12 protein-coding genes are annotated in these 24,700 nt (G+C 50.0%); 11 read left to right on the top strand and 1 reads right to left on the bottom strand.

The annotated features are described in order from the left end of the window. Nucleotides 1-101 precede the first annotated feature (101 nt). On the top strand, nt 102-4,016 hold the full coding sequence (locus QZ303_RS01675; RefSeq protein WP_295728218.1) for an ATP-binding protein: 3,915 nt from the start codon (nt 102-104) through the stop codon (nt 4,014-4,016). A gap of 22 nt (nt 4,017-4,038) precedes the next feature. Beyond that, complete coding sequence (locus QZ303_RS01680) at nt 4,039-6,087, top strand: glycoside hydrolase family 76 protein (protein ID WP_295728220.1); 2,049 nt, start codon at nt 4,039-4,041, stop codon at nt 6,085-6,087. A gap of 34 nt (nt 6,088-6,121) precedes the next feature. Here QZ303_RS01680 and QZ303_RS01685 read toward each other — a convergent pair whose 3' ends face one another. Continuing rightward, nucleotides 6,122-7,138: a family 43 glycosylhydrolase gene (locus tag QZ303_RS01685; protein ID WP_295728221.1), complete on the bottom strand. Its 1,017-nt coding sequence runs from the start codon at nt 7,136-7,138 to the stop codon at nt 6,122-6,124. 340 nt (nt 7,139-7,478) lie between these two features. On the opposite strand from QZ303_RS01685, the gene QZ303_RS01690 reads away from it, so the two are divergent. From QZ303_RS01690 to QZ303_RS01730, 9 genes are all read left to right on the top strand, one after another. Then, entirely contained in the window at nt 7,479-10,004 is a 2,526-nt protein-coding gene (locus tag QZ303_RS01690; protein WP_295728223.1) for a glutaminase family protein, read from the top strand. A gap of 196 nt (nt 10,005-10,200) precedes the next feature. Next, a complete protein-coding gene (locus QZ303_RS01695) occupies nt 10,201-11,778 on the top strand; it encodes an IPT/TIG domain-containing protein (RefSeq protein WP_295728225.1) in 1,578 nt (525 codons plus the stop codon). Between the two features lie 33 nt (nt 11,779-11,811). Beyond that, nucleotides 11,812-14,940: a TonB-dependent receptor gene (locus tag QZ303_RS01700; RefSeq protein ID WP_295728228.1), complete on the top strand. Its 3,129-nt coding sequence runs from the start codon at nt 11,812-11,814 to the stop codon at nt 14,938-14,940. A gap of 12 nt (nt 14,941-14,952) precedes the next feature. After that, the gene (locus QZ303_RS01705; protein ID WP_295728231.1) at nt 14,953-17,136 is read left to right on the top strand and encodes a RagB/SusD family nutrient uptake outer membrane protein; all 2,184 of its coding nucleotides are present in this window, start codon (nt 14,953-14,955) and stop codon (nt 17,134-17,136) included. Between the two features lie 20 nt (nt 17,137-17,156). Further along, complete coding sequence (locus QZ303_RS01710; RefSeq protein ID WP_295728234.1) at nt 17,157-18,221, top strand: DUF4973 domain-containing protein; 1,065 nt, start codon at nt 17,157-17,159, stop codon at nt 18,219-18,221. Nucleotides 18,222-18,344: 123 nt separating this feature from the next. Beyond that, nucleotides 18,345-19,904 (top strand): glycoside hydrolase family 76 protein, encoded by a 1,560-nt coding sequence (locus QZ303_RS01715; RefSeq protein WP_295728237.1) that lies wholly within the window; start codon nt 18,345-18,347, stop codon nt 19,902-19,904. 32 nt (nt 19,905-19,936) lie between these two features. Next, complete coding sequence (locus tag QZ303_RS01720) at nt 19,937-21,016, top strand: metallophosphoesterase (RefSeq protein WP_295728240.1); 1,080 nt, start codon at nt 19,937-19,939, stop codon at nt 21,014-21,016. A 67-nt stretch (nt 21,017-21,083) separates the two neighbouring features. Then, nucleotides 21,084-23,399 carry a glycoside hydrolase family 31 protein gene (locus tag QZ303_RS01725; protein ID WP_295728242.1) on the top strand — a complete coding sequence of 772 codons (2,316 nt, stop codon included), beginning with the start codon at nt 21,084-21,086 and terminating at the stop codon, nt 23,397-23,399. A 38-nt stretch (nt 23,400-23,437) separates the two neighbouring features. Continuing rightward, nucleotides 23,438-24,676 (top strand): phosphatidylinositol-specific phospholipase C, encoded by a 1,239-nt coding sequence (locus QZ303_RS01730; RefSeq protein WP_295728245.1) that lies wholly within the window; start codon nt 23,438-23,440, stop codon nt 24,674-24,676. Nucleotides 24,677-24,700 lie beyond the last annotated feature (24 nt).

A 24,700-nucleotide genomic window follows, 5' to 3' on the forward strand; every position in this document is an offset into this window, starting at 1 on the left:
AACTTTACGCTGGCAAGCAATCGGTCATGATCAACATTTCAATCAGATTTCAAATGATTTGCAGTAGACTGAAAACTCTCTGTGCGATTCTAATAATTGGTTTGATATCCGGGAGCCTCAATACGGCTGTCGGCAGCACCATCACCGACTTCGGCGAGGTTATCAATACTAATCTTCCTTATGGCAAAAACAGTCTGTGTGCCCTTCGCGACAGATATGGCTTTCTGTGGGTCGGCACGACAACCGGGCTGTGTTGCTATGACGGAAACTCGCGGTCGGTGTTTTCGACATGGTCGGGTGCTCTGGAGAATACCGAGGTGTTGAACATCACAGCTCTGTACGAGCATGATGATGATATATGGTTCGGTGGTCTGTCGGGGCTGTTTGTTTTCGACCGTAAATCGAATACCGTATCAAAATTTCCTCACAAGACCAGATACGGGGTACCGATAAGTTCCGAAGTCCAGAAGATAATGGATGATGGCAATGGCCGGATATGGATCCTGACACGCGGACAGGGATTCTTCATATTCAACGAATCAGATAAAACCCTCTCTCAGAACAGCCGCAACGGAGTGTTCTACTTCGATATGGCAATTGGCAGCGACGGCAGAATGTATGCGGTCGGCATGGGCGGTATAATCAATATATTCAATTCAACCGGCGGTTTTATCAATTCGCTCCATCTGCCCGGATATATAAGCGATAAAAACGCTATGAAAGTGACAGCCGTCGGCGATGACATATGGGTGGCTGTTCACTCCAATCTCTATAAATTCGATATCAATACCCAGAATATAAGTCTGGAATATATAGGCACTGATCATGGTGACATCAATGCCATTGTGCCTGGACGGGACAATGTGTTGTTGCTCGGCACAGACAATGGAGTATGGAGCTATGATGCCGTGGCAGGAACGGCAATAAGGCATCCCGCCGACGGAGATACTAACCTTCGTGACAATACCGTGACATATCTCTGCTATGATAGCGACAGCAGCCTGATAGTGGTGACTCATTCATGCGGTATCAGCCATATGCTTTGGAAACCTACCGATTTTGTCAAGGTTGAGCTTTCGAATAATTCAAAGAGCAATGAACAGATTTCGGTGTTGCGCCCTTCTGCCGATGGCAAAGGCGTGTGGATCGGCACAGAGACCGGACTTAGCTATTATGACCTTGATGCAAAGACTCTAAAACGCAACCTGTTGCCTAAGAAAGTATCGGTGACGGATATCGACATCGACAGTATGCGCATGTGCATTGCCACGCGAAATAACGGTATTATCATGTGTAACCCCGCTCTTGATTCCATCCGTGAATATACCTACGATGAGAATACTCCTTATGCTGTGTTGAGCAACAATGTCAGGAGGGTGTACAAGACGAGCCGTGATGAATATTTCATCCTTACCAACTGGGGTTTGTGCAAATATCTTCCCGGAAGGGACAATTTTACCACAGTGGGTGATATCGACAACCATATCCCCTTTGTGGCGATTCAGGAGGACAATGCCGGACGTCTGTGGCTGGCCACTTCCGGCAAGAATATCTATATGAGGGGACATACTGACAATTATTTCAGTTTTTACGAAGGCAAGGAGATCACATTCAATGTTTCCGACTTTTTCCTTGGCAGCAACGGAGTGCTATGGCTTGTGACCCAGGACAACGAGATATACTTTTATGACGAAAACGAGTCATGTTTCAAGAAACTAAATGTAGTCATGTCGAAGGATTCGCCGATACAGTTCTTGCAGGATGACCTTGACGGCAATCTCTGGATAGGTGCATCGGGAACTCTTGCCAAGGTCGATCTTGACAACCGGCTTACATACTACTCATATCCTTCCATTTCGGGTGAAAGCATGTCGAATGCGACATCCTGCCGGCTTGCCGACGGACATATCATGTTCAGCTGTGATAACGGATTCTGGATTTTCGATCCCAACAAGATGAATTCCGAGAGGCACATGGCAAATGTCTATGTCCATTCGATCATATTGCCGTATGCCGAAAACAACGAGGATGAACTTCGTGATCTGGGACTTGACATACTGCTTTATACCCGCGATGAGATCAGCCTGCCTTATAACGACAACACATTCACTCTGATGTTGTCGGCATCGCGAAGCAGCGACATGCCTGTCGTGCGCTATGACTATATGCTTGAGGGTGTGGACAAGGGATGGATCAGGGATGCCGGACCGGAGGTCACATATACCAATCTCAGTCCCGGCAAATATACATTCCTGCTGCATCCGAGCTTCGGGTCTGACCTCATAACACGCCGGTTGGTCATAAATATCCTTCCGCCGTGGTATAAGACATGGATGGCATATTGCATATATACTTTGCTGGCCTTGATCGCTATCGCAGTGATCGCCATTCTGTCAAGGCAGCGTATCCGCCGCCACTACCATCAGCGTATCGAGGCGATCCGTGTGCAGAAGGAGCGTGAGACATATGAGTCGAAGATGAAATTCTTCGTCGACCTCGTCCATGAGATCCGCACGCCGCTAACGCTTATAAGCCTTCCGCTTGAGCAGCTGTCGGAGAGTGTCAATGACGGCACGAGCACTCCCGGCGACAATAAGAAGCATATAGCCTCTATGAGGAGGAATGTGAATTATCTTCTCGGCATCATCAACCAGCTTCTCGACTTCAGGAAGGCCGAGAAGGACAGGGAGGTGCGTCTCGTCACCGAACCGGTCAACATCAATACTTTCCTCGCCGAGATCGGGCATCGTTTCGAACATCCGCTCGATACGGTCGGAAAGAAGCTCAATCTCATACTGCCTGACGAGGATATAATAGCCACGGTCGATAAATCGAAGCTCGACAGGGTGATTATGAATATTGTCGGCAATGCCATCAAATATTCGCGTCATGACGTGGTGATCGAGCTTGCGCGCCGGTCGAAGGATGAGTTTTCCATTTCCGTGTCGGATGACGGTCCCGGCATTCCCGAAAAGGAACGGCAGAAGATATTCGATACTTATTATCAGGTAGAGAGCGATAATGTAGCCGCATCGCTTGGAACAGGTCTCGGACTTGCCTATGCCAAACTGATCGCCAAGGCACACAAAGGTAATATAGAGGTCGAAGGCAATGATATGGGAGGCGCTACGTTCGTGCTTTCAATGCCGCTTGACAAGACGGCTGAGAATTTCATCGGTCATGATGTAGATATGCCTGATGGGAATGGACCGGATAAGGGGGTGGGCGAACCCTCTAAGGAGATGAATCTTATGATCATCGACGATAATGTCGAGCTGCTCCGCACCATGTCGGAAGTATTATCGAGGAAGTACAATGTCGTTACCGCCGAAAATGCCTCGGAAGCATGGGATATTCTCGAACAGCGGCCTGATATTGATTTTATTATCAGCGACTTTATGATGCCCGGCATGAGTGGCGCCGAACTTTGCAAGAAGGTGAAGTCGGATGTGCGCTTCTCACATATACCGTTTATCATCCTAACAGCCAAGACCAATATCGAAGCCAAGGAGGAGGGTATGGAATGTGGCGCCGATGTCTATATCGAAAAGCCGTTCACGATAAAGCAGCTCACACTACAGATCGCCAACATGATGCACATGCACGAGCTGTTCTACTCGCGCATGTCGTCCGGCAGTATCGACATCGATACTGCCACAAGTATCAGCGAGGCACCGTATATCAACCGTGTAGATACCGAATTTATCGAGACTCTAAATGATTACATACGTGATAACATCAGCGAGGAGGAATTTTCGATTGACGGTCTGGCATCGCAAATGAATATGAGCCGCTCAAGCTTCTACCGCAAGCTGAAGGCTGTCACGGGTATGGCACCTAATGATTATCTGAAGAATTTCCGTCTGGACTACGCCTGCCGCTTGCTTGTGGAGGGTGTACGTGTCACCGAAGCCGCCGAGCGTGCCGGATTTACCTCATCCTCATATTTTGCCAAATGCTTCAAGATCCGCTTCGGCATGAGCCCTAAAGAATATGTGTCATCCAAAAACGGTTAAACCCATATCAAATATCAGTCATATGATCAAGAAATTTCTTCTGTGTCTGCTTGCCGCTATTCCTCAGGCAATGCATTCGCAGGAAGCGGGGCTATGGTACAACATAGGCTCTGAATCAAAGGTCCTGTTTGTCGAGGACGCGAAGATTAAGAACAATACTCCCGTCGTGCTTTGGACCAGGACGGGTGTGCCTGCCGAAAACTGGCAGGTCGTGGATAACGGTGACGGCACCTACGCGTTACTCTCCGGATATATGGGCAAATATATCGTGACGAGCACATCTGTAAAGGAGGGGGCAAAGCTTTCGAGCAGCAGCATCAAACGCAATCACAAATGGAAGTTTGTCCCGGTCGAAGGGAAGGCGGATACCTATTTTATAACGTCGCAGAACGGCAACTATGCCATCTGTGCCGATCAGTTTGCCGATGGTGTACAGCTGTTGCTGCACAGCTACGGCGACGGCGCTCAGCCTACTGAGTGGAAGTTCACCCGGGTCGACGACTTTACGCCGGCGGGATTCGATACCAGGATACGCGATGCCATCATGACGGGGTTCATCGGGCACTATTACCGTCCTGCTTCCGATGGACACTTCCTTGGCAGCGACGGTTTCTGGAGCGATGCCGAGATGTTTGAGACTGTACTTGACGCCTTTGAGACTACCGGCAACACGAGGTATAAGAATTATTTCAACGAGCTGGTTGCCAATTTTCTCGTGCGCAAAGGGCGTGACTGGTCCTACAATCCTTTCAACGACGATATAGCGTGGATGGTGCTCGCCTGTGTGCGCGGCTACAAATATTTCAACAATCAAGACTACCTGCAGCTCGCTGTCGACAATTTCGAGCGCATGTATTCCCGGGCCATCGAGCCGAGCGGTACGTTGCGATGGAGTCAGGATGCGAGTGACCACGGCACAAACTCCTGCATCAACGGCCCTGCCATAGTTGCGCTGTGCTACCTATATGAGATGACGGGGGAAAGCACTTATCTGCAACGCGCCAAGAAGCTTTGGGATGCGCAGTACAACTCGTTATGCGACAAAAATGACGGACATATCTGGGACAGCGGCGAATGGAGCAGCGACTGGTCGTCGTTTAAAGTCGGCAATTATTGGGGCTCGACCTACAATCAAGGCACGATGCTCGGAGCCTCAGTCAAGCTTTATCTCCTGACCGGCGATACCCGCTACAGCGATTATGCCGACAAGATATATGGCTGGAGCTACAACAGCCTTACCGAAAGCGGTTCGCCGCGTATCATCAATGCCTGCCAGACTGCCACCGGCGATTTGAGCGGGTTCAAAGGTATTCTTGTAAGATATGTGCGACTGTATGCCGAGGTCAGCGGCAATGAAGAGCCTCTGGTCTGGCTTGGTGACAATGCGATGCATGCGTTCCAGAACAGGAACTCAAAGGGCGTGATATGGTCGAAATGGATGTCTAAGACCCCCGACGATTTCAAGAGCGTCGAGGGACAGGAAGTGAAAGATTTCAGGGATGATGCCTTCGGCGCGTCTACTGCCGTGTCAGTGGCATTCAACGCCCATGTCAACCGCCGCTTCGTGAAAGACGCCTACACGGACATCGAGGCAAAGTTTTTTGATGATATGAAGTGGACGCAGCTTTCGCCAAGGATGTCCGATGCGACCGACAAAGTGATTGACGGCGCGTGGATATGCTTCAGAAATGTCGATTTCGGCTTGACCTCTGCCAAATCCGTGAAACTTCGGGTGAAAGGCAATACCGAATTCGCGGTCTACGTCGATAAAATCGACGGGAACGCGCCTGTGGCAGTCGTAAAATCTGATTCCGAAGGTTGGACCGAATATGAGGCCGGCCTTGCGGAGCCTCTCTCGGGACGTCATGCTGTCTATGTGGCTGTTGGGGGCGACGGGGAGGGCGCTTTCCATCGGATCACGTTTTCAGGATCCGACTCCGGTATCGACAAGATAATGGACAACATGCCGGCTGCTGAAGATAATACCTGTCATGACCTATATGGACGCAAGGTCACAAACCCCGGGAAAGGGATATATATTGTAAATGGCAAGAAGGTAGTAATGAAATGACGAAATCAGCGCACACATCTTTCATGCAGGTTCATCAGGGCTTTCCGAACTCCGGGAAGCCCTGGTCGTTCCAATGCATTTCCTTTATGCGTACATCCGAGTGTTCATGCCCTTGGGTGTCCTTGTGCTTTGCCTGATACATAAGATAATAACTGTCGCTGTTGCAATCCGGGACTACAGATATGTTGGATGTGCCGTAGATTTCGGCATTTTCGTCAGGTATGAATTGGGGTTCCGGCATTTTCACCCACGATTTAGGATTGAGCAGATCGCTATTAGCCGACGCGTATAGTATGCCGAGTGAATTATAGACGGTCCATATTCCGCTCGCCGAATATGGCACGATTACATTGCTTCCATCGGGAGAGATCATCGGCTGTGGATTCTCATTTACAAAAATAGGGTAGGCGGTACGTGTGCCGTCGGGGTTTATCCACTGGCGTTCCCACTCGTATTCAGGCTCCGAGATTACCACGCGCTCCGATTTGAGCGTCCACGGATCAGACATTTCGGCGATATAAATGCATTGTGTCTCGTTCTCGATGCGCCGTTTCGGCCATCCCGACCAAAAGAGGTACAGCCGGTCGTTGACAACGAGCGGCGACGGATGCAGCCCGAAGTTCCACTCCTTGTTGGTGACAATCGGCCCGTGTTTTACCCATTCGCCCGTCATGGGGTCGTCCGAGGTGTTTTCAAATACATATAGCTCATGGTTGTCGGTGTTGCCGCCGTCATCAGCCTCGCAGTAGACGTACCAGCGGTTGTTTATGCGGTGTATCTCCGGTGAATAAATGTTGTGCATTCCACTGCCGGGTATCCTCATTATCATGCGTTTCTGTCCTCTGACGAGTGTCCTGATGTCGGGCGAGGCAAACAGAAACAACGTGTCACAGCGATCGATCTGCATCATATAGTAGTACATCCCCTTGTGGCATATTGCTGAGGGGTATGCTCCGCTTTCAAATATTATATTTGATTCTGATGGCTTATTGCCATAGCAACCGGATAGCAGGATGGTAATTAGAAGTATTATATAAGGTGGAATTTTCATGCCGGATGAAAAATACTGTTTATATAAGATGTATGAATAATACAAAGGTATTTATAAAAAATCATTAAAACAAATCTTTATGTCATGCAATTTGGCGATATGATGATACATGTAAAATATCGGCTTTGAAGATGCCACATACTGTGCATGAGGTGTAAAACGCTGTTCAAATACACCGTATGACCAAATTTTAATTGTATTTGAACAGCGTTTTATACCGTTTCCTATAAATTGTCGGTTAATTTGCGTTAAAGATGAGAGCCATCCTCCGGGTGGCTGTCTTAACCTTAATTATTAGAAATTCGAATCTAAAAGCCATCATTATTAATCAACAGTGCAAATGAAAAAATTGATGACATACGTCTGGTGTGCATGTGCGGCTTTATCTGCCGGGGCACAAAACGCCGGAGTATTTCAACCTTATCAGGAAACCGATCTTCGTCTGCCTTCCGTTCCCTTGGTCGTGTCTGATCCATATTTCTCTATCTGGTCACCATACGATCAGCTGACTGACGGCTCTACCCGCCATTGGACCGGGGCAGAGAAGCCGATGCAGGGTCTGCTGCGTGTCGACGGCACTACCTACAGATTCTTGGGTGAGCCTTTGTCCGTTCTAAAGACTATCGCTCCTATGGCGGATGAAGCCGAATGGAAAGCGGCATTCACCCGCGACAAGCAGAAATCCGGTTGGGAAAAAAACGATTTCGACGATTCAAAGTGGGAGACTGCGACAGGAGCTTTCGGTTCGCCGGGTCTTAATTTTGTCAGGACTCCGTGGAGCGCTGAAAACAGTGATATATATGTGCGCCGCACCATAGAACTTTCGCCCGAGGATCTCGACGAGGAGTTGCTCTTCAAATATTCTCATGACGATGTCTATGAGATGTATGTCAACGGCGTGCTCATCGCCAAGACCGGCGAGACGTGGCGCAACGATGTGGAAATCCCCGTGACACCCTCCATCAGAAAGCATTTCCGCGCAGGTAAGAACGTGATTGCCGCACATTGCCACAACACTACCGGCGGAGCGTTTACCGATTTCGGCCTTTACCGCAAGAAGATGGGTCTTGACAAGGATGTCAAGGTTGCCGTACAGAAAGATATCGATGTCATGGCGACATCGACATATTATACATTTGAGTGTGGTCCTGTTGAGCTTGATCTTGTGTTCACCGCTCCGATGATCATCGACAACTACGATCTGCTCTCATCTCCGATCAACTATATCTCTTATCAGGTGCGCTCTACCGACGGCAAAGCACATGATGTGCAGATGATGCTCACAGCGTCGCCGCGTATTGCCCAGAACCGCGACTTCCAGCATACCCGCACTTCGATCGAGGAGCACAACGGTGTCAGGTATGCCAAGACAGGCACGATCGAGCAGCCGATCCTCGCCAAGAGCGGTGACCATATCTGCATCGACTGGGGCTATCTCTACCTTCCCGCTATCAACGGAGAGATCGCCATCGGCTCGGACGACATGATCAAGAAGGCATTTATTTCGTCGGGCAGCGTGCCCGCCTCGGAAGGTGCTCCCGAGATTGTCGCCACAAGCGCTTCCGAAGCCCCCATGCTTGCCTACGTTCACGATTTCGGTTCGACCAAGCAGGCTGCAAGCTATACCCTTATCGGCTACGATGAGATAAAGGACATCGAATACATGTTTAAACAGTACAAGGCATATTGGGCGCATAACGGTGAAGTCACCATTTTCGATATGTTTGACAACCTCGCCGGCTCCTACGGCACTGTGATGAACCGTTGCCGCGCTACCGACAAGATGATCTACGATGACGCTGCTGAAGTCGGCGGTAAGAAATATGCCGAGCTTCTCTCCGGTTCATACCGTCACATGCTCGCCGCCCACAAGCTCTTCAATGACGACGAGGGCAACCTCCTATACTTCTCCAAGGAGAACGACTCAAACGGTTGCGTCAACACCGTCGACCTTACTTATCCCGAAGCACCCATCTTCCTCATCTATAACCCCGAGCTTCAGAAGGCTATGATGACCTCCATCCTTGACTACAGCAAGTCGGGCCGCTGGACCAAACCATTTGCCGCTCACGACCTCGGGCAGTATCCCCTCGCCAACGGCCAGGTGTATGGTGGTGACATGCCTCTCGAAGAGGCCGGCAACATGCTTACCCTCATCGCCATGTGCTGCAAGCTTGACGGCAACACCGCTTATGCCGAACCCTACTGGGATATCCTCCGCACATGGGCTGACTATCTATCTGAAAACGGTCAGGATCCCGAAAACCAGCTATGTACCGATGACTTCGCCGGCCATTGGGCACACAATGCCAACCTTGCCGTCAAGGCCATTATGGGTGTCGCCGGATTTGGCGAGCTTGCCGCCCTCAGAGGCGACACCGATGATGCCGCCAAGTACAACGGACGCGCCAAGGAGATGGCTGCCAAATGGCTTGCCGATGCCCGCGAAGGCTCTAAAGGCGACACCCACTACCGCCTCGCATTCGACCGTCCCGACACTTGGAGCCAGAAGTACAATATGGTATGGGATGTACTTTGGAACACCGGTATCTTCCCTGCCGAGGCAATCAACACCGAGATCAACTACTATCTGAAGAAACAGAACAAGTATGGTCTCCCTCTCGACTCACGCAAGGATTATACGAAGAGCGACTGGATCATGTGGACCGCCGCCATGTCGCCCGATACCGCTACCCTCGTCAAGTTCATCGACCCGCTCTACCGCTATGTCGACGAAACCCCCACGCGTGTTGCGATCAGCGACTGGTACGACACCAAGACAGGCGAGAAAACAGGCTTTATGGCCCGCTCCGTGATTGGCGGCCATTGGATGCCTCTGTTTGCCCACAAACTGAAAAAGCAATAACACACACAGTAGGTTGAAAAAGGTGATAACAGGTTCATTTCCCTCTATATTTTAGGTATTTTTTGAAGTAAAGAAGATTGTTTGATCCGTACGTTAGTTTTCAGGGTCCGATCCCGGCTATGTGATGGGATTCTGAAAACATACGGTACGGTTGCTTTAGAGAACCGAAACCAATAACCATAAGAATAAATTTATCATGAAATTTAGTACACTAAAGCACAAGTTCGGTATTCTCCTTTGCGGGACATGCCTTACTATGTCCATGGGACTGATGGTGAGCTGTGATGATGATGATACCGCGCAGGCGGTTGTTGTCACTGCCGACCCGTTCGACCCCTCGAAGCCGGTATTGATAACAGGCTTTACTCCTGAAAATGGAGGCTATCAGGACCAGATTATCATTAAAGGAAGCAATTTCGGCAATGACAAGACCATGGTCGACCTCAGGATCGGTGGAAAGAAAGCCGTCATTGTCAACGTGCTTTCCGACAAGTTGTATGCCTATGTGCCCTCCGGGGCATTTACCGGCGAGGTTGAACTTACGATCACAGACGCCAACGGCAACACCCATTATGTGAAGGCCGACAAGATTTTTAAGTACGACCCCAAGACTGTTGTGGGTTCGCTTTGCGGGTACCGCAATGAAAACGACGACCAAGGTGAAGTCTGGGGGTCGTTTGATATCTGCTGTGGATTCCGTGATGCCGGGTGTATGGCTTTCGACCCCTTGTATCCCGAGCGTCTATATATAGCTTATGACCGTGGCGAGGGCTTTGTAGCAGAGCTTGATCTCGATAAGCGTGAATACACACGTATCATGTCCGCAAACAAGTTCCAGAACCAGCGTCTGCGCAACATCGCGTTCTCCAAGGACAATAAATACATGCTTGTCTCGACCGACCGCGCTGATCATGAACTACATTCTACAAGCGTCTGGATTGTGACCAGAAATGCCGACGGCACATTCAGCGACCGCTCAAGCATCCAGCCTCTGGTGGCTTACAAGCAGTGCAACGGTGTGGCTGTCCATCCCGTCAACGGCGAGGTGTACTTCAACAGCTATGAGAACGGCCAGCTTTTCCGCATGGAACTTCAGGACTATTTCGATGCCATCAACGGTATCACACTTGATCCCGACGGTGAGCCGGTAAAATGGACCGGTTATAAGGAAGATGGTGCTTTCAAGGAGCTTTTCAGAATCATGGACCCTTCCTATGAGTTCCAGATCACCATCCACCCCACGGGCGACTATGCCTACATCACCGTGATAAACCGCAACTACATCCTGCGCACCGACTACGATTGGGATAAAGAGGAGTTTACCACTCCCTACGTGATTGCCGGCTACAATGAAGGTGGTAGCGGCTCATATGCCGACGGGGTAGGTACAAGCGCCCGTTTTGCCCATCCTTATCAGGGCGTTTTCGTCAAGAATCCGGACTATGTCGGTAAGAGGGCTGACGAGTACGACTATTATCTTGCCGACCGCTTGAATTTCTGTGTCCGTTACATCACCCCCGACGGACTTGTACGTACATATGCCGGACGTTCTACATCATCCAACGGCAACATCTGGGGTACTGAGGATGGCGACCTCCGTCAGGCTGCCCGATTCCGCGATGTTTCAGGTATCGCCTACGACGAGGCCGACGACAGATTCTACGTGCTCGACGATGTCAACCACCGTATCCGTACTATCGGAAAGGAAGATGCCGGCTCAAATACCGGTACCGATAAGCCTTCGCCCGATCCGGAACCCGAGTCCGGCAATTAATCACCAGGTCCTTAATCTAACAACAAATATAGTATGAATCAACGTATAGCAACTCTGTTGATGGGGTTGACACTATCGTCATCGCTCGCAATGGCTAAAGTCTACACCGGTACGGTCTACGCTACCGGCGAAGAAGAGCCGCTTATAGGGGCAACCGTGATGGTCAAAGGTACCCGGATCGGTACTACAAGTGATATCGACGGCAATTTCTCAATCGATGTCAATGGCAACAACAAGCTCCTTGTAATATCATACGTCGGTATGAAACCGCTTGAGGTGGCTGTGCGCACCCTCAAGGATGAAGGCAACATCATCTATCTCGAATCAAGCTCCAACAATCTTGAAGAGGTGGTCGTGACAGGTATGGGTGCCCGAAAGAAAATCACCGTGACCGGTGCTGTTACAAACGTCAATATGGAGGATGTGAAGCATTTCAGCACTTCCAACCTCTCCAATGCGCTCGCCGGTAACGTGGCCGGTGTGATGGCGATGCAGACCTCCGGCCAGCCCGGTAAGAACAAGTCCGAATTCTGGATCCGTGGTATCTCTACCTTCGGTGCCGGAAAATCGGCATATATCCTCGTCGACGGTTTCGAACGTGACAACATCGACGACCTCAACATCGAGGATATCGCCACATTCACCGTGCTCAAGGACGCATCCGCTACCGCGATCTACGGTTCGAAAGGTGCCAACGGTGTAGTGCTCATCACCACCAAGCGCGGTCAGGAAGGCAAAATGAAAGTCAATGTCAAGCTCGAGACTTCCTACAACACGCGTACAAAAACACCCGAGTTTGTCGACGGTCTGACTTATGCGCGTCTGCTCAACGAGGCAAACATCACCCGCAGCAAGGGTGAGTACTTCAACCCCACCGAGCTTGAGCTTTTCAGCAACGGTCTTGATCCAGACCTCTATCCCAATGTCAATTGGAAAGACCTCGTGATGAAGGACGGTGCGATGAGCTATCGTGTCAACGCCAACATCAGCGGCGGCGGTTCTCTTGCCCGCTACTACGCATCTGTCTCGTATGTCACCGATGAGGGTATGTACAAGACAGACAAGGCACTGCGCGACAAGTACAACACCAATGCCAACTACCATCGCTATAACTATCGTCTGAATCTTGATATCAACATGACAAAGACGACCCTGTTGCGTCTCGGTACCGCAGGCGACCTCTCGATGCGTAACTCTCCCGGTATGGGCGACGATGATACCTGGAAGTCGCTGTTCGGCTACAATGCCATCCTCACTCCTATCATGTATAGCAACGGGTATGTGCCGATGATCAACATGGGCCGTGCCGACGACCGTACCAATCCGTGGGTAATGACTACCCAGACAGGTTATAAGCAGAACTGGGATAACAATATCCAGAACAGCGTCTCGCTTGAGCAGGATCTGGGATTCATCACCGAAGGTCTTAAGTTTATCGGCCGTTTCGGTTATGACACCTACAACCAGAACCATATCAACCATATCCAGAAGCCCGACCGCTGGTATGCCAACGGACGCGACAAGGATACCGGTGAGATCATCTATGACAAGATCATGGACAGAGAGCCTATGACCCAGACAGCGGGCAGCGACGGTTCGCGCCGCACATTCCTCGACCTGCTCCTTACCTACGACCGCGGGTTCGGCCCCCACAATGTCACTGCCAACTTCAAATATACCTACGACAGCGACATACATACGCAGAACATCGACAATGATCCCCGAAGCAGTGTGTCAAAGAAGAATATGGCTATCGCAGGCCAGCTCTCATACCGCTATAAATCGCGCTATTTCGCCGATATCAACTTCGGTTACAACGGCTCGGAGAACTTTGCCGACGGTCATCGTTTCGGTTTCTTCCCTGCCGGATCGGTAGCATGGAATATCGCCGGAGAGGATTTCATGGAGTCTGCGGCCGACTGGCTCGACATGTTCAAGATCCGTTTCTCCTACGGCAAGGTGGGTAACGACAAGATGAATATTGACAATAATGAAATCCGTTTCCCGTATCTCTATGATATAGGTTTCACCGACAATATCTGGAACTTCGGTACGGATAAGACTCCTACGCGTCCGGAATATGTAAAAGGTGTACACTATGCTTCGCTCGCTTCAAGGAATGTGACCTGGGAGGTGGCTACAAAGAAGGACCTCGGTGTCGACATCAACCTGTTCCACAACCGCTTCTCGCTGACTGTCGATTACTTCCACGAAAAGCGTACCGGTATCTACATGAAGCGCTCCTTCCTCCCCGCTATTCTCGGGCTCGCCCATTATCAGCCGTTTGCCAATGTGGGTGCTGTGAAGTCGGAGGGTGTCGACGGTTTCTTCCGCTATGAGGACCGCTTCGGCGACGTCACTCTTACCGTACGCGGTAACCTGACTTACAGCCGCAACACTATCCTCAACTACGACGTCGAAAACAATATATACCCCTACCAGTATCAGACGGGACACCGTGTAGATCAGGTGAGAGGTCTCGTAGCCCTCGGCCTGTTCAAGGATTATGACGATATCCGCAATTCGCCCAAGCAGATGTTTGGCGACGTTCAGCCCGGCGATATCAAGTATAAGGATGTCAACGGCGACGGCATTGTTAATGACGATGACCGCGTGGCTATTGGCGCCACACGCCGCCCCAATCTTATCTACGGTCTCGGTTTCTCGGTGCAGTGGCGTGGATTTGATCTCAACGCACATTTCCAGGGTGCGGGCAAGTCGAGCGTGATGCTCAACGGCAAGACCGTATGGGCGTTCAGTCAGGACCGTTACGGCCAGATCCTGTCAGACCTCGTCGATGACCGTTATGTCGACCGCGAGACTGCCGATAAGCTCGGGATTCCAGCCAACGAGAACCCCAATGCTTCATATCCGCGTCTGGTGCTCTGCCCGACAGGAACTTCCCACAACAATTATCGCGAATCATCATATTGGCTTCGCGACATGAGTTATGTCCGCCTGAAAAATTTCGAGATCGGCTACAGCCTTCCCAAGACATTCATCGGCAAGCTCCATATGTCAGATGCCCGTATCTTCATGCAAGGCACAAACCTCCTCACTTTCTCAAGCTTCAAGCTCTGGGATCCCGAAATGGGTATCGGCGACGGTGAGGCATACCCTCTTTCGAAGGCTATCACATTGGGTCTGCAAATCAATATGTAATCTGAATACAACATGAAAAGATATATTTCATATACGATGTCGGCAATGGTCGGGGCTGCTTTGTCTGCCGCCCTGGTTTCCTGCGAGGATACTTTGGACGCCGACAAATATTTCGACGAACGGGAGACGATAGAGACCGTCTTTACCGATGTCAACGAGACCAACGGATGGTTGGCCGAGGCATATTCCTATCTCAAGCATGAGCTGGCAGATGTCATGACCAAAGAGTGGAACGGAGTGGGATTCCACGTGTTTGCCGATGATATCTACTTCGGCGACCGTGACCCGAAGTACGACAACATGTATCCCTACATGCAGTCATACAACTGTTTCAAGCAGGGCGATTACGATGAAAACTTCGGCAGCGATGCGTGGACCAACGCCTACAAGGGTATATACCAGGCGTCGGTATTCATCCACAATGTCGATCGTAATTATAAGATTAAGGAAGTTGACCGTATAGACATGAAAGGACAGGCACGCTTCGTGAGGGCTTACTATTATTGGCTTCTTCTGCGCCGCTACGGTCCGGTGCCTATCCTTCCTGACGAGGGTGCTGACTATTCACTTGATTACAAAGAACTGTCATTCCCCAGAAGCACCTACGAGCAGTGTGCCGAATATATTGCTTCGGAAATGGTCAAGGCTGCCAACGAACTTCAGTCATGGAGTCGTTTTACGGGTAATACAAGTGCCGAGAATATAACTCGTCCGACCCGAGGCGCTGCATTGGCTACCCGTGCTCTCGCATACCTGTATGCCGCAAGCCCTCTTGCCAACGGTCAGCTTGCCAACGGTCAGCATCCCGGCGGCGTGACCGACGGTTTTGCCCGTTCGTTCGTAAACAAGGATGGCACCCCGCTTCTTGGACTTACCTACGATGAGTCGAAATGGGCGCGTGCCGCCGCTGCATGCCGCGACGTAATGGAGTGCGAGGCTCACTATGAACTGTATCATTCCGGTGTTTATGTGACCGACAATAAGGAGGCCGGTTATCCCAAGACCATCAAGCCATTTGATGATGGTGACTTCTCTACCAAGGGTTGGCCCGAGGGATATGCCGATATAGACCCTTATATCTCATATCGCGACCTTTTTAACGGCGCTGTCGGCCTCGATAATACTGAGATTATTTTCTCTCGTGGATACAATGCCAACTCTCCCCATGCAAGTATGAACGGTTTTGTAACTCATGCTTTGCCAATCACCCTCAACGGGTTCAACTGCCACGGTCTTACCCAGAAGATGGTCGATGCATATTATCTGAACGACGGCCGTGACTGTCAGGGTAAAGACAGCGAGATGAACGGTACGGGTGAGGCACGCCGTCAGGGATGGACTTCGAGCCGAGGTGAGAATGCCTACACCAAATATCCCCCTCTCGGCAATGGCGTATCTATGCAGTACGCGGAACGTGAGCCGCGTTTCTACGCATGTGTTGCGTTCAACGGTTCTTGCTGGTGGAATCCGGATCCTAATTCAAAGTCCACCAAACTGCCGCAGATATTCTATTGGCGTGGTACCACCAGCTCTTCTTCAGATTCGGATTCAGATAAGGGTACTCAAAACAACGGTTATACCAATACCGCATATCATCTCCGCACCGGTATAGGCTGCAAAAAATATGTCAATCCTTCCGATTACCGTGCGAAGAATGACGGTGAGGACTATGGTAATATCGTTCCCAAATGGGAGCCGGCTATCCGTTATGCCGATATCTTGTTGATGTATGCCGAGGCTATCAATGAGCTTTCGCCGGGTGCCAAATATACAATTGCTTCATGGGACGGATCTAAGACCTATAATGTAACGCGCGACGTGCAGGAGATCAAGCGTGGTATCCGCCCCGTACGTATCCGTGCAGGAGTGCCCGACTACTCTCCGGCCGAGTATGCCGACCAGGACGTTCTACGAGCCAAAATCAAGCGTGAGCGTATGATCGAGCTTCTTGCCGAAGGGAAACGTTATTACGACCTGCGCCGCTGGATGGATGCTCCTATCGAGGAATCAAAGCCTATATATGGCTGCAATGTGCTGATGACAAGCAAGCAGAAGGATGATTTCCAGCGTATCGTCCCCGTTTATGATCTGCCCACCGTGTTTAGCGACAAGATGTATTTCTGGCCGATCTCTTTCGAAGAGCTTAAGCGTAACAGGAATCTTGTGCAGAATCCGGGCTGGAAATATTACAATTAAACCGATTTAGATTTAAAATCATGATCAAGATAAATAAATTAGTATCTTCCGTGCTTCTTGTGGCGGCTGCCGTGTCGATGGTTTCCTGCAACAACGACTGGGAAGATGAGCAATATGCCAACTATATCGGTTTCAAGGCTCCTCTTGATACCGAGGGCAGCAGTGTAGGTGTCACTACAGTGTACATACCCTATACCCGCTTGGATGCCGATGGAAATCCGAAGTACGGTCAGGAGGGACTCTCGAGCTATCAGCTCCCGATCCTCGTGAGCGGATCTTCGTCAAATCCCTCCGATGTCAACGTGCATGTGGCAAAGTCCGATACTTTGCGTACCCTCAATGAGGCGCGTTTCAGCATCAACCGTCAGGAGTTGTGGTATATCGATATGTCGGATTACGCCACATATCCCGAGACTGTATTCATTCCCAAGGGTGAGAATATGGGTCTGCTCGATATCCGCTTTAACTTTGCCGGTATCGACCTTTCTGACCGCTATCTGCTCCCGCTTACCGTGGTCGAAAAGCCCGAATACGGGTATCTCCGCAATCCGCGTCTGAACTTTGCTACGGCTATGCTCCGCGTGCTCCCCTATACCGATTACACCGGTATATATGAGGCCGGCAATTATAAATTCTATCTCGTGTCTGACGGAGTTGTCGATACAGAACCGGGTGCGATGAAAAACGTCCAGCTTTATGTGGTCGACGAGAATACCGCGTTCTTCTATGCCGGTGCATTCGACGAGAGCAGTCTCAAACGCAAGTTCTTCAAGGTCTTTGCTCATTTCGAGCCGTATAATGCCGATGACACTCATCGCGGTACGGTGACATTCACCTGCCCTAACGAGGACATGAATTTCTCCGTCAATCCTGAGAAAACGGCTACCTATACCATTCTTGAGCAGCCTGACGATGTGCAGAACTATATCCTCCACCGTACGATTATCATCAATGATATCGATTATACATTTACCGATTATATTTCGGCTCAAGGCTCGGATATCGTTTACAATGTGAGAGGCACATTGACCATGCAGCGCGATCTCAATACTCAGATGCCGGAAGAGGACCAGGTAATTTTCTAATCATTAAGTCTATAGTCTGATAAATAGCCCGTGTCTGTACGAGGTATTCCATATATCGCGTCAGACACGGGTTTTACTCTAAGAGGTTGTTTTTAGATAACCTCTAAACATAACATACCGCTTATGAAAATATTGGATTTGGTTACAATCGTTTCGGCAATGCTGTTGGCTCCTTTTGCCGCTTCGGCGCAGAGTGACGAAGAAATCGGTTTGAGAAACATCGACAGGGCAATTGCAATTGCCGATGCCACATGGAGCAAGAATATGAAAGGCTCTGACACGAATCTTTATATGGCAGATGTTTATGACACTGTCGACGGATCTGTGTCGGGACCGTCCGATGTATGGCCGTTGACTGCCGCTATCGAGGCTCATTGCTCCATACTTGAGGCTATCGAGGCAGCCCGTAAGGTTGTCCCCGGTGTGTATGAGGAGGAGTCCGGCATTTACAGCCATCGCCTTGAGTTGCTCATTGACAATCTTGAATATTACAGGGGCACATATCGCCTGCAATCCTATGCAAGCAACCGCGAGTGGAGTCCTTATGCCGTGCCGCGTGCTTCGAAGCGTGGCGCGGCCAATGTGACCGGCATTCTAAATGTCTATGATGACCAAATGTGGCTGTCGCGTGAGCTGATACGTGCCTATCGTCTGACCGGCAAGAAGGAATATCTTGAACTTGCGACATATCTTGCCGATTACGTGATCGACGGATGGGACTGCTGGCGTGATGCCGACGGTAATGAGTATGGCGGTATAACCTGGGGCCCCGGTTACAATTCAAAGCATTCCTGTAGCAACGGTCCTATCATCCAACCCCTTGTGTGGCTTGCCGAGATATATGCCGGCACAGGTGAGGAGATGGTGTACTATTATCGTGACGTTAATAATAATGCGAAAAAGGAGATGAGAGATCGCTCGGAGTTGTATCTTGAGTTTGCAAAGAAGGTCTATGATTGGCAGAAGGCAAAACTCGGCGACGGCACCGGTGTGTATTGGGACATGATGGGTGCGGTCAAAGGGGAGATTGAAGTGTATCGCGGCTACCGTCAGCATGTCGATTGCCATGGCCCCGGCGGTACATTCTACAGCTACAACACCGGTACTATGCTCGGCGGGGGCGCGTCGCTGTTCAAGGCCACGGGCGACGCGGGTGTGAAAGCGGATGTCGAAAAGACCTCCAAGGTGGCGCTGAGCAAATTTGCCCGGTATGTCAGAAAGCATGGGGTATATGAATTCTCGACCGATAAGGATGCGCTCAACGGCTTCAACACTTGGTTTAACAATGTGCTGATGCGCGCATATGTTGATGCCGAATCTGTGATTGAAAACAGCAGCGCTCTCAACACGTTCAAGGCTTTCCAGTATAATCTTGACTATGCATTTGACAATCACAACCGTGGCGACATGCTCCCTATACACCTGCTTGACGGCTGGGGTGACGAGACTAAGACAAAAGGCTTCCATCAGTTTACATTCGTGTCGCAGTATGCCCTCCTTGGCCGTAGGCTTTTCGAGCGGTCAATGTCCGGCATCGACTCCGTGGCGGCTGATAAGGCAGATTCCGATGATAAGGTCTATACCGTCGAAGGAATATACAAAGGGCGTTACGATGATATGAAGGATTCGCTTCCGTGTGGAATATACGTAGTGGGAAATCGGAAGATATTTGTTGACAAGTGATTTTATGTAACCTGATTGATTCAAAAAGTAAGATGATGTTGAAACATACAGCCATTTCCGTAATGATATATTCATGTCTGGCGATTACAGCCGTCGGACAGCATCGCGCCGACCGGCAGTCGCTTGAGGATCCCGGATCGTTTTCGATGATACTCCTCGGTGATCCGCAAGGATATATCAAGTATGATATAAACCAGCCGCTCTTTGAATTGCAGACTGCATGGATTGCCGACAATATCGACAATCTCAACATCAAGGCAGTGCTCTGTACCGGCGATCTTGTAGAGCAGAACGATAATATCGTGATGAACCGCAACATGCTCAACCAGACCTCGCGCGAGATGTGGGAAAACGTGTCACGGTCATTCGCTCGTCTTGACGGAAAAGTACCTTATATTATCTCGTGCGGCAATCATGACTATGGTTATCGTAGTTCCGAAAACGGAAAGACCCGCTTCCCGGAGTATTTCCCTGTCGAACGCAACAAGAAATGGTATGACTGCATCGTGGCGGCATACCCAAACCGCGAGGGGAATGAGTCGCTCGAAAATTCTGCATACGTGTTTGAGAGCCCGGAGTGGGGGAGGCTTCTGGTGGTATGCAACGAATTTGCTCCGCGCGATGAGGTGCTTGAATGGACCCGTTCGCTGATTGACCGCGACGAGTATCGCGACGCGAGAGTGATTTACATTACCCATTCGCTGCTCAATGAGCGTGATGCGGCGCGCACCGACAATGAAGGTTATCTCATCTCGCCACACAACTGGGGCCAGCAGGTGTGGGACAAGCTGATATATCCGTCGAGAAATATCGTGCTTGCCTTGTCAGGCCACGAGGGTGAGGTCGGTGACTTTGAAAACTCTATCGCCTATCGTGTGGATGAAAACAGTACGAAGCGCAAGGTGCATCAGATGATGTTCAATGTCCAGACGCTCGGTGGCGGATGGGAAGGCAACGGTGGTGACGGGTGGCTTCGTATTCTGGAATTCCTCCCCGACGGGAAAAACGTCTCGGTAAAGACCTATTCACCCCTGTTCGGTATCTCTCCTGCCACGAAGCATCTTGCCCACCGGAGCGCCCCATACGACCGATTCAAGATGACTTTGGAATAATCGTTCTCCTAAGACTTATCAATATGTTGTTTCTAAACACCCTATAGGCATTTAAGTAACTTCTGTTATGAGACACCCTCTTGGTCTTTCGGTTGCATTGGCAACCTCTGTAGCTTTGCAGGCTGCCGTTGCGACAGGCAATCCGGTCGCTGATGCTGCCGCAATGGTAAAATGCGGCAACGCAAGGTTTACGGTGCTCACCCCCGAGATGATAAGGATTGAATACAGCGACCGTGGCAGTTTCGAAGATCGAGCCACATTCGCGATAGTGAACCGCTGTCTCGATGTGCCCCGTTATAAGGTGCGTGAAGATGCCGGTTTTCTGTATATCGACACCGATAAGCTTTCGCTAAGATATCGTAAAGACACCGACCCGCGTGTTTCGCCCGACAATCTCGGCATCTCCATGGCACTGAACGGGGATTCTGTCAGATGGAATGTCGGCATGAGCGATCCGCTCAACCTTAAGGGCACTTGCCGCACACTTGACGGCAGTAATGGCGACAACAAGCGTCATGAGATGGAGGACGGCATAATTTCGCGATCGGGATGGGCGGTTATTGACGACTCATGGAGCGCGGTGCGTCCCGACGGGAGCCGGTCGTTTGCATTGGTGCCTGGCAGTTCGTTAGGTTTCGACTGGCACGCCCGGCGTGCCGATGACGATGCCTTGGATCTCTATTTTCTCGGTTATGGACACGATTATAAGAAAGCTCTGCATGATTTTACTAAAGTGGCGGGTAAGATTCCTATGCCTCCGGCATATGCTTTCGGATATTGGTACAGTAAGTATGACGCATACACATCCGACGATTTTCGCCTGATCATGAGCGATTTGAAAGCCAACAATATTCCTGCCGATGTGATGATCCTTGATATGGACTGGCATTGGAACGGTGATGATAATGCCGGATCGAAAGGGATCGGCGGATGGACCGGTTGGTCGTGGAACACATCTCTTATCCCTGATCCTGAGAATCTTCTGGAAGATATCCATGACTGCAATTTCCGTATAGGCTTGAATCTTCATCCTTGTGACGGTGTCAACAGTTTTGAGTCTCCGGAATATTTCAAGGGTATGGCGCGGGACCTTGGCGGAAAATATATGAATATATCCGAGCGCGACAGCACCATTGAGTGGGCGATTGATTATACTGATTTCACTTCTTCATTTTTCGGGAACATAATCCGCTCTCATGAAAAAGAGGGTGTCGATTTCTGGTGGCTTGACTGGCAGCAGCATCTCACAAGCGATTATACCGAATCGCTTGGTGAGACATTCTGGTGTAATCATGTTTTCTTCAACGAGATGGCCGCAAACCGTCCCGACCGCCGTCCTATGATATTTCATCGCTGGGGCGGTCTTGGCAGCCACAGGTACCAGATCGGCTTCTCCGGGGATGCATGCATTAATTTTGCCACTCTCGCGTTTCAGCCCTACTTTACTGTTACCGCATCCAATGTCGGATACGGATATTGGGGGCATGACCTGGGCGGCCATCAATATGGAGGATATGAACTTAATGATCCGGAATTGGTGCTCCGGTGGTTGCAGTTCGGCGTATTCACTCCGATATTTCGTACACATGCCACCAAAGATCCGCGCATTGAACGGCGCATATGGAAATACTCCAATTTCGATGATATACTCGAGACGGTGAGGTTGCGTTATTCTCTCTTCCCTTACATATATACTATGGCGCGCAAGGCATATGACACGGGTGTCTCGATATGCCGTCCGTTGTATTATGATTATCCTGAGACTGAAGAGGCATACAAGTATTGTGAGGATGAATATTTTTTCGGCGATGACATCCTCGTGGCTCCTGTCACAGAGGCGGCTGTTGATGGTGTGAATGAGGTGTCCGTATGGTTTCCGGAGGGTAACTGGTGGAGTGTCTCGACCAATGAGATTGTCACCGGTCCGTGTGTTAAGACATTCCGCCTCGGTCTTGCTCAGATACCATATTTCTTCAAGCAGGGCTCAGTTATCCCCTACAATCCACCTACGGTGATGAATGTAATGGATCCGGTTGACAGAATGATACTTAATGTCGCCGTCGGCGCCGATGGAAACGGGTCGCTATACGAGGACAAGAAAGATAACAGCGACTATGCGTCGGCATATGCTGTTACCTCTTTTGCTTTTAAGCATGGCAAGCGGGATTATACCCTGACCATAAATCCCCGGAAAGGTGATGCCGACGGTATTCCTCGGCAGCGTGCCTATACCGTGAATTTCTATAATACCACGGCTCCGGAAAGTGTGAGGGTTAACGGGAAGCGTACTGACAATTTTACATTCGACCCGGCTTCGGGATGTACGACGGTAAATGTTGATATCCGTTCCTGTGGGTCAAAAACAGTTATAAAAGTCAAGTAAAGTAACCGGCCCGTCGGTCGAGCCGGCATATAGATGTTATGAAAAATTTGAAATCGGCGTTTGTCGCCGCTTGTATCCTTTGTGGTATGGATGCGTCAGCGCATGATGCGTCGGACGTAAACAATCCCCGCGCGTGGATGTCGCGTATCAGCGATAGTGTATATCTTCATCAGCTCTCAATCCCCGGTACGCACGATTCGGCTACCGGTAATGGTGCTGTATCTGATTTTTTGGACAGCTTCGCCCGTACCCAAGATCTTGACCTGGCCGCTCAGTTTGACGCCGGTGTGCGTGCATTCGATCTTCGTCCCTCGGTTTCCGACGGTGTGTTGAAGATATATCATGGAATTGTCGAGACCAAACTTACATTTGACGAGGCTCTTTCCATATTATGTGACAGGCTCGATGCGTATCCTACCGAATTTGTGGTTGTGACGATGCGCCACGAGGATGACCATGAGAGCAATGAGGAAAAGGGACAATGGGCCGGATTGATGAATGATGTGCTCGGCAAAGAGAAATATTCCGGACGCTTTGTCGATTTTGAAAACCGTTTGACTCTCGGCGACATGAGGGGCAAAATCCTGCTTTTGTCACGCGACAGCTATGCCTCGAAACCTATCGGGGGATACATTACTGGATGGTCGCACAGTGCGGCTTTCGAAGATCAGAAAAACGGGCGCATCCAAGGCACGAGCTCGCGCAAGCAGGCACGTCTCTATATGCAGGATTTCTATCAGACCAAAGATGCGATTGATACAAAGCTTGCTTCGATTTCTACGTTGCTTGATTTTTCAATAACAATCAACACAATCACATCCGACATATGGGTGATAAACAGCACTTCCGGATATTCGGCGACATTTGCAAATTCCGACGCATATCGTGTCAATGCCCAGTCGACAAATATCTCTGTTGTCGATTATCTCTCAGGTCCAATCCATGCCGGTCCGACGGGTGTGGTCTATATGGATTTTGCCGGTATCGATAAATCCGGTGTCCGAGAAGTGAACGGACGGCGTCTTGTCGATGCCTTGATTGAAAACAATTTCCGCTATACAATGCGTGGAAGCACCTCAGCAATTTATAATATCCATGACTCTGCTCACTACATGGTCAAAGTCGAGAATGGTCATGTTACAGCACATGGCAGGATTGACATTTATACCATCGACGGCAGGCTCTGTGCTTCAGGTGTAGGAAGAGTATCAGTCACCCGCCCAGGCATATATATAGTACGGACTTCGTCATCCGCCCGGAAGATAGTTGTCGAATGAATTTTTTATGAATTAAATGGCGGA

Origin of the sequence: uncultured Muribaculum sp. (genome assembly GCF_910583865.1) — a bacterium.
Classification (GTDB): Bacteria; Bacteroidota; Bacteroidia; order Bacteroidales; family Muribaculaceae; genus Muribaculum.

Bases quoted from the DNA above. Each gene is read 5' to 3' on its own strand.
- QZ303_RS01680 (WP_295728220.1), top strand. From the start codon at position 4,039: ATGATCAAGAAATTTCTTCTGTGTCTGCTTGCCGCTATTCCTCAGGCA.
- QZ303_RS01685 (WP_295728221.1), bottom strand. From the start codon at position 7,138: ATGAAAATTCCACCTTATATAATACTTCTAATTACCATCCTGCTATCC.
- QZ303_RS01690 (WP_295728223.1), top strand. From the start codon at position 7,479: ATGAAAAAATTGATGACATACGTCTGGTGTGCATGTGCGGCTTTATCT.
- QZ303_RS01695 (WP_295728225.1), top strand. From the start codon at position 10,201: ATGAAATTTAGTACACTAAAGCACAAGTTCGGTATTCTCCTTTGCGGG.
- QZ303_RS01700 (WP_295728228.1), top strand. From the start codon at position 11,812: ATGAATCAACGTATAGCAACTCTGTTGATGGGGTTGACACTATCGTCA.
- QZ303_RS01705 (WP_295728231.1), top strand. From the start codon at position 14,953: ATGAAAAGATATATTTCATATACGATGTCGGCAATGGTCGGGGCTGCT.
- QZ303_RS01710 (WP_295728234.1), top strand. From the start codon at position 17,157: ATGATCAAGATAAATAAATTAGTATCTTCCGTGCTTCTTGTGGCGGCT.
- QZ303_RS01715 (WP_295728237.1), top strand. From the start codon at position 18,345: ATGAAAATATTGGATTTGGTTACAATCGTTTCGGCAATGCTGTTGGCT.
- QZ303_RS01720 (WP_295728240.1), top strand. From the start codon at position 19,937: ATGATGTTGAAACATACAGCCATTTCCGTAATGATATATTCATGTCTG.
- QZ303_RS01725 (WP_295728242.1), top strand. From the start codon at position 21,084: ATGAGACACCCTCTTGGTCTTTCGGTTGCATTGGCAACCTCTGTAGCT.
- QZ303_RS01730 (WP_295728245.1), top strand. From the start codon at position 23,438: ATGAAAAATTTGAAATCGGCGTTTGTCGCCGCTTGTATCCTTTGTGGT.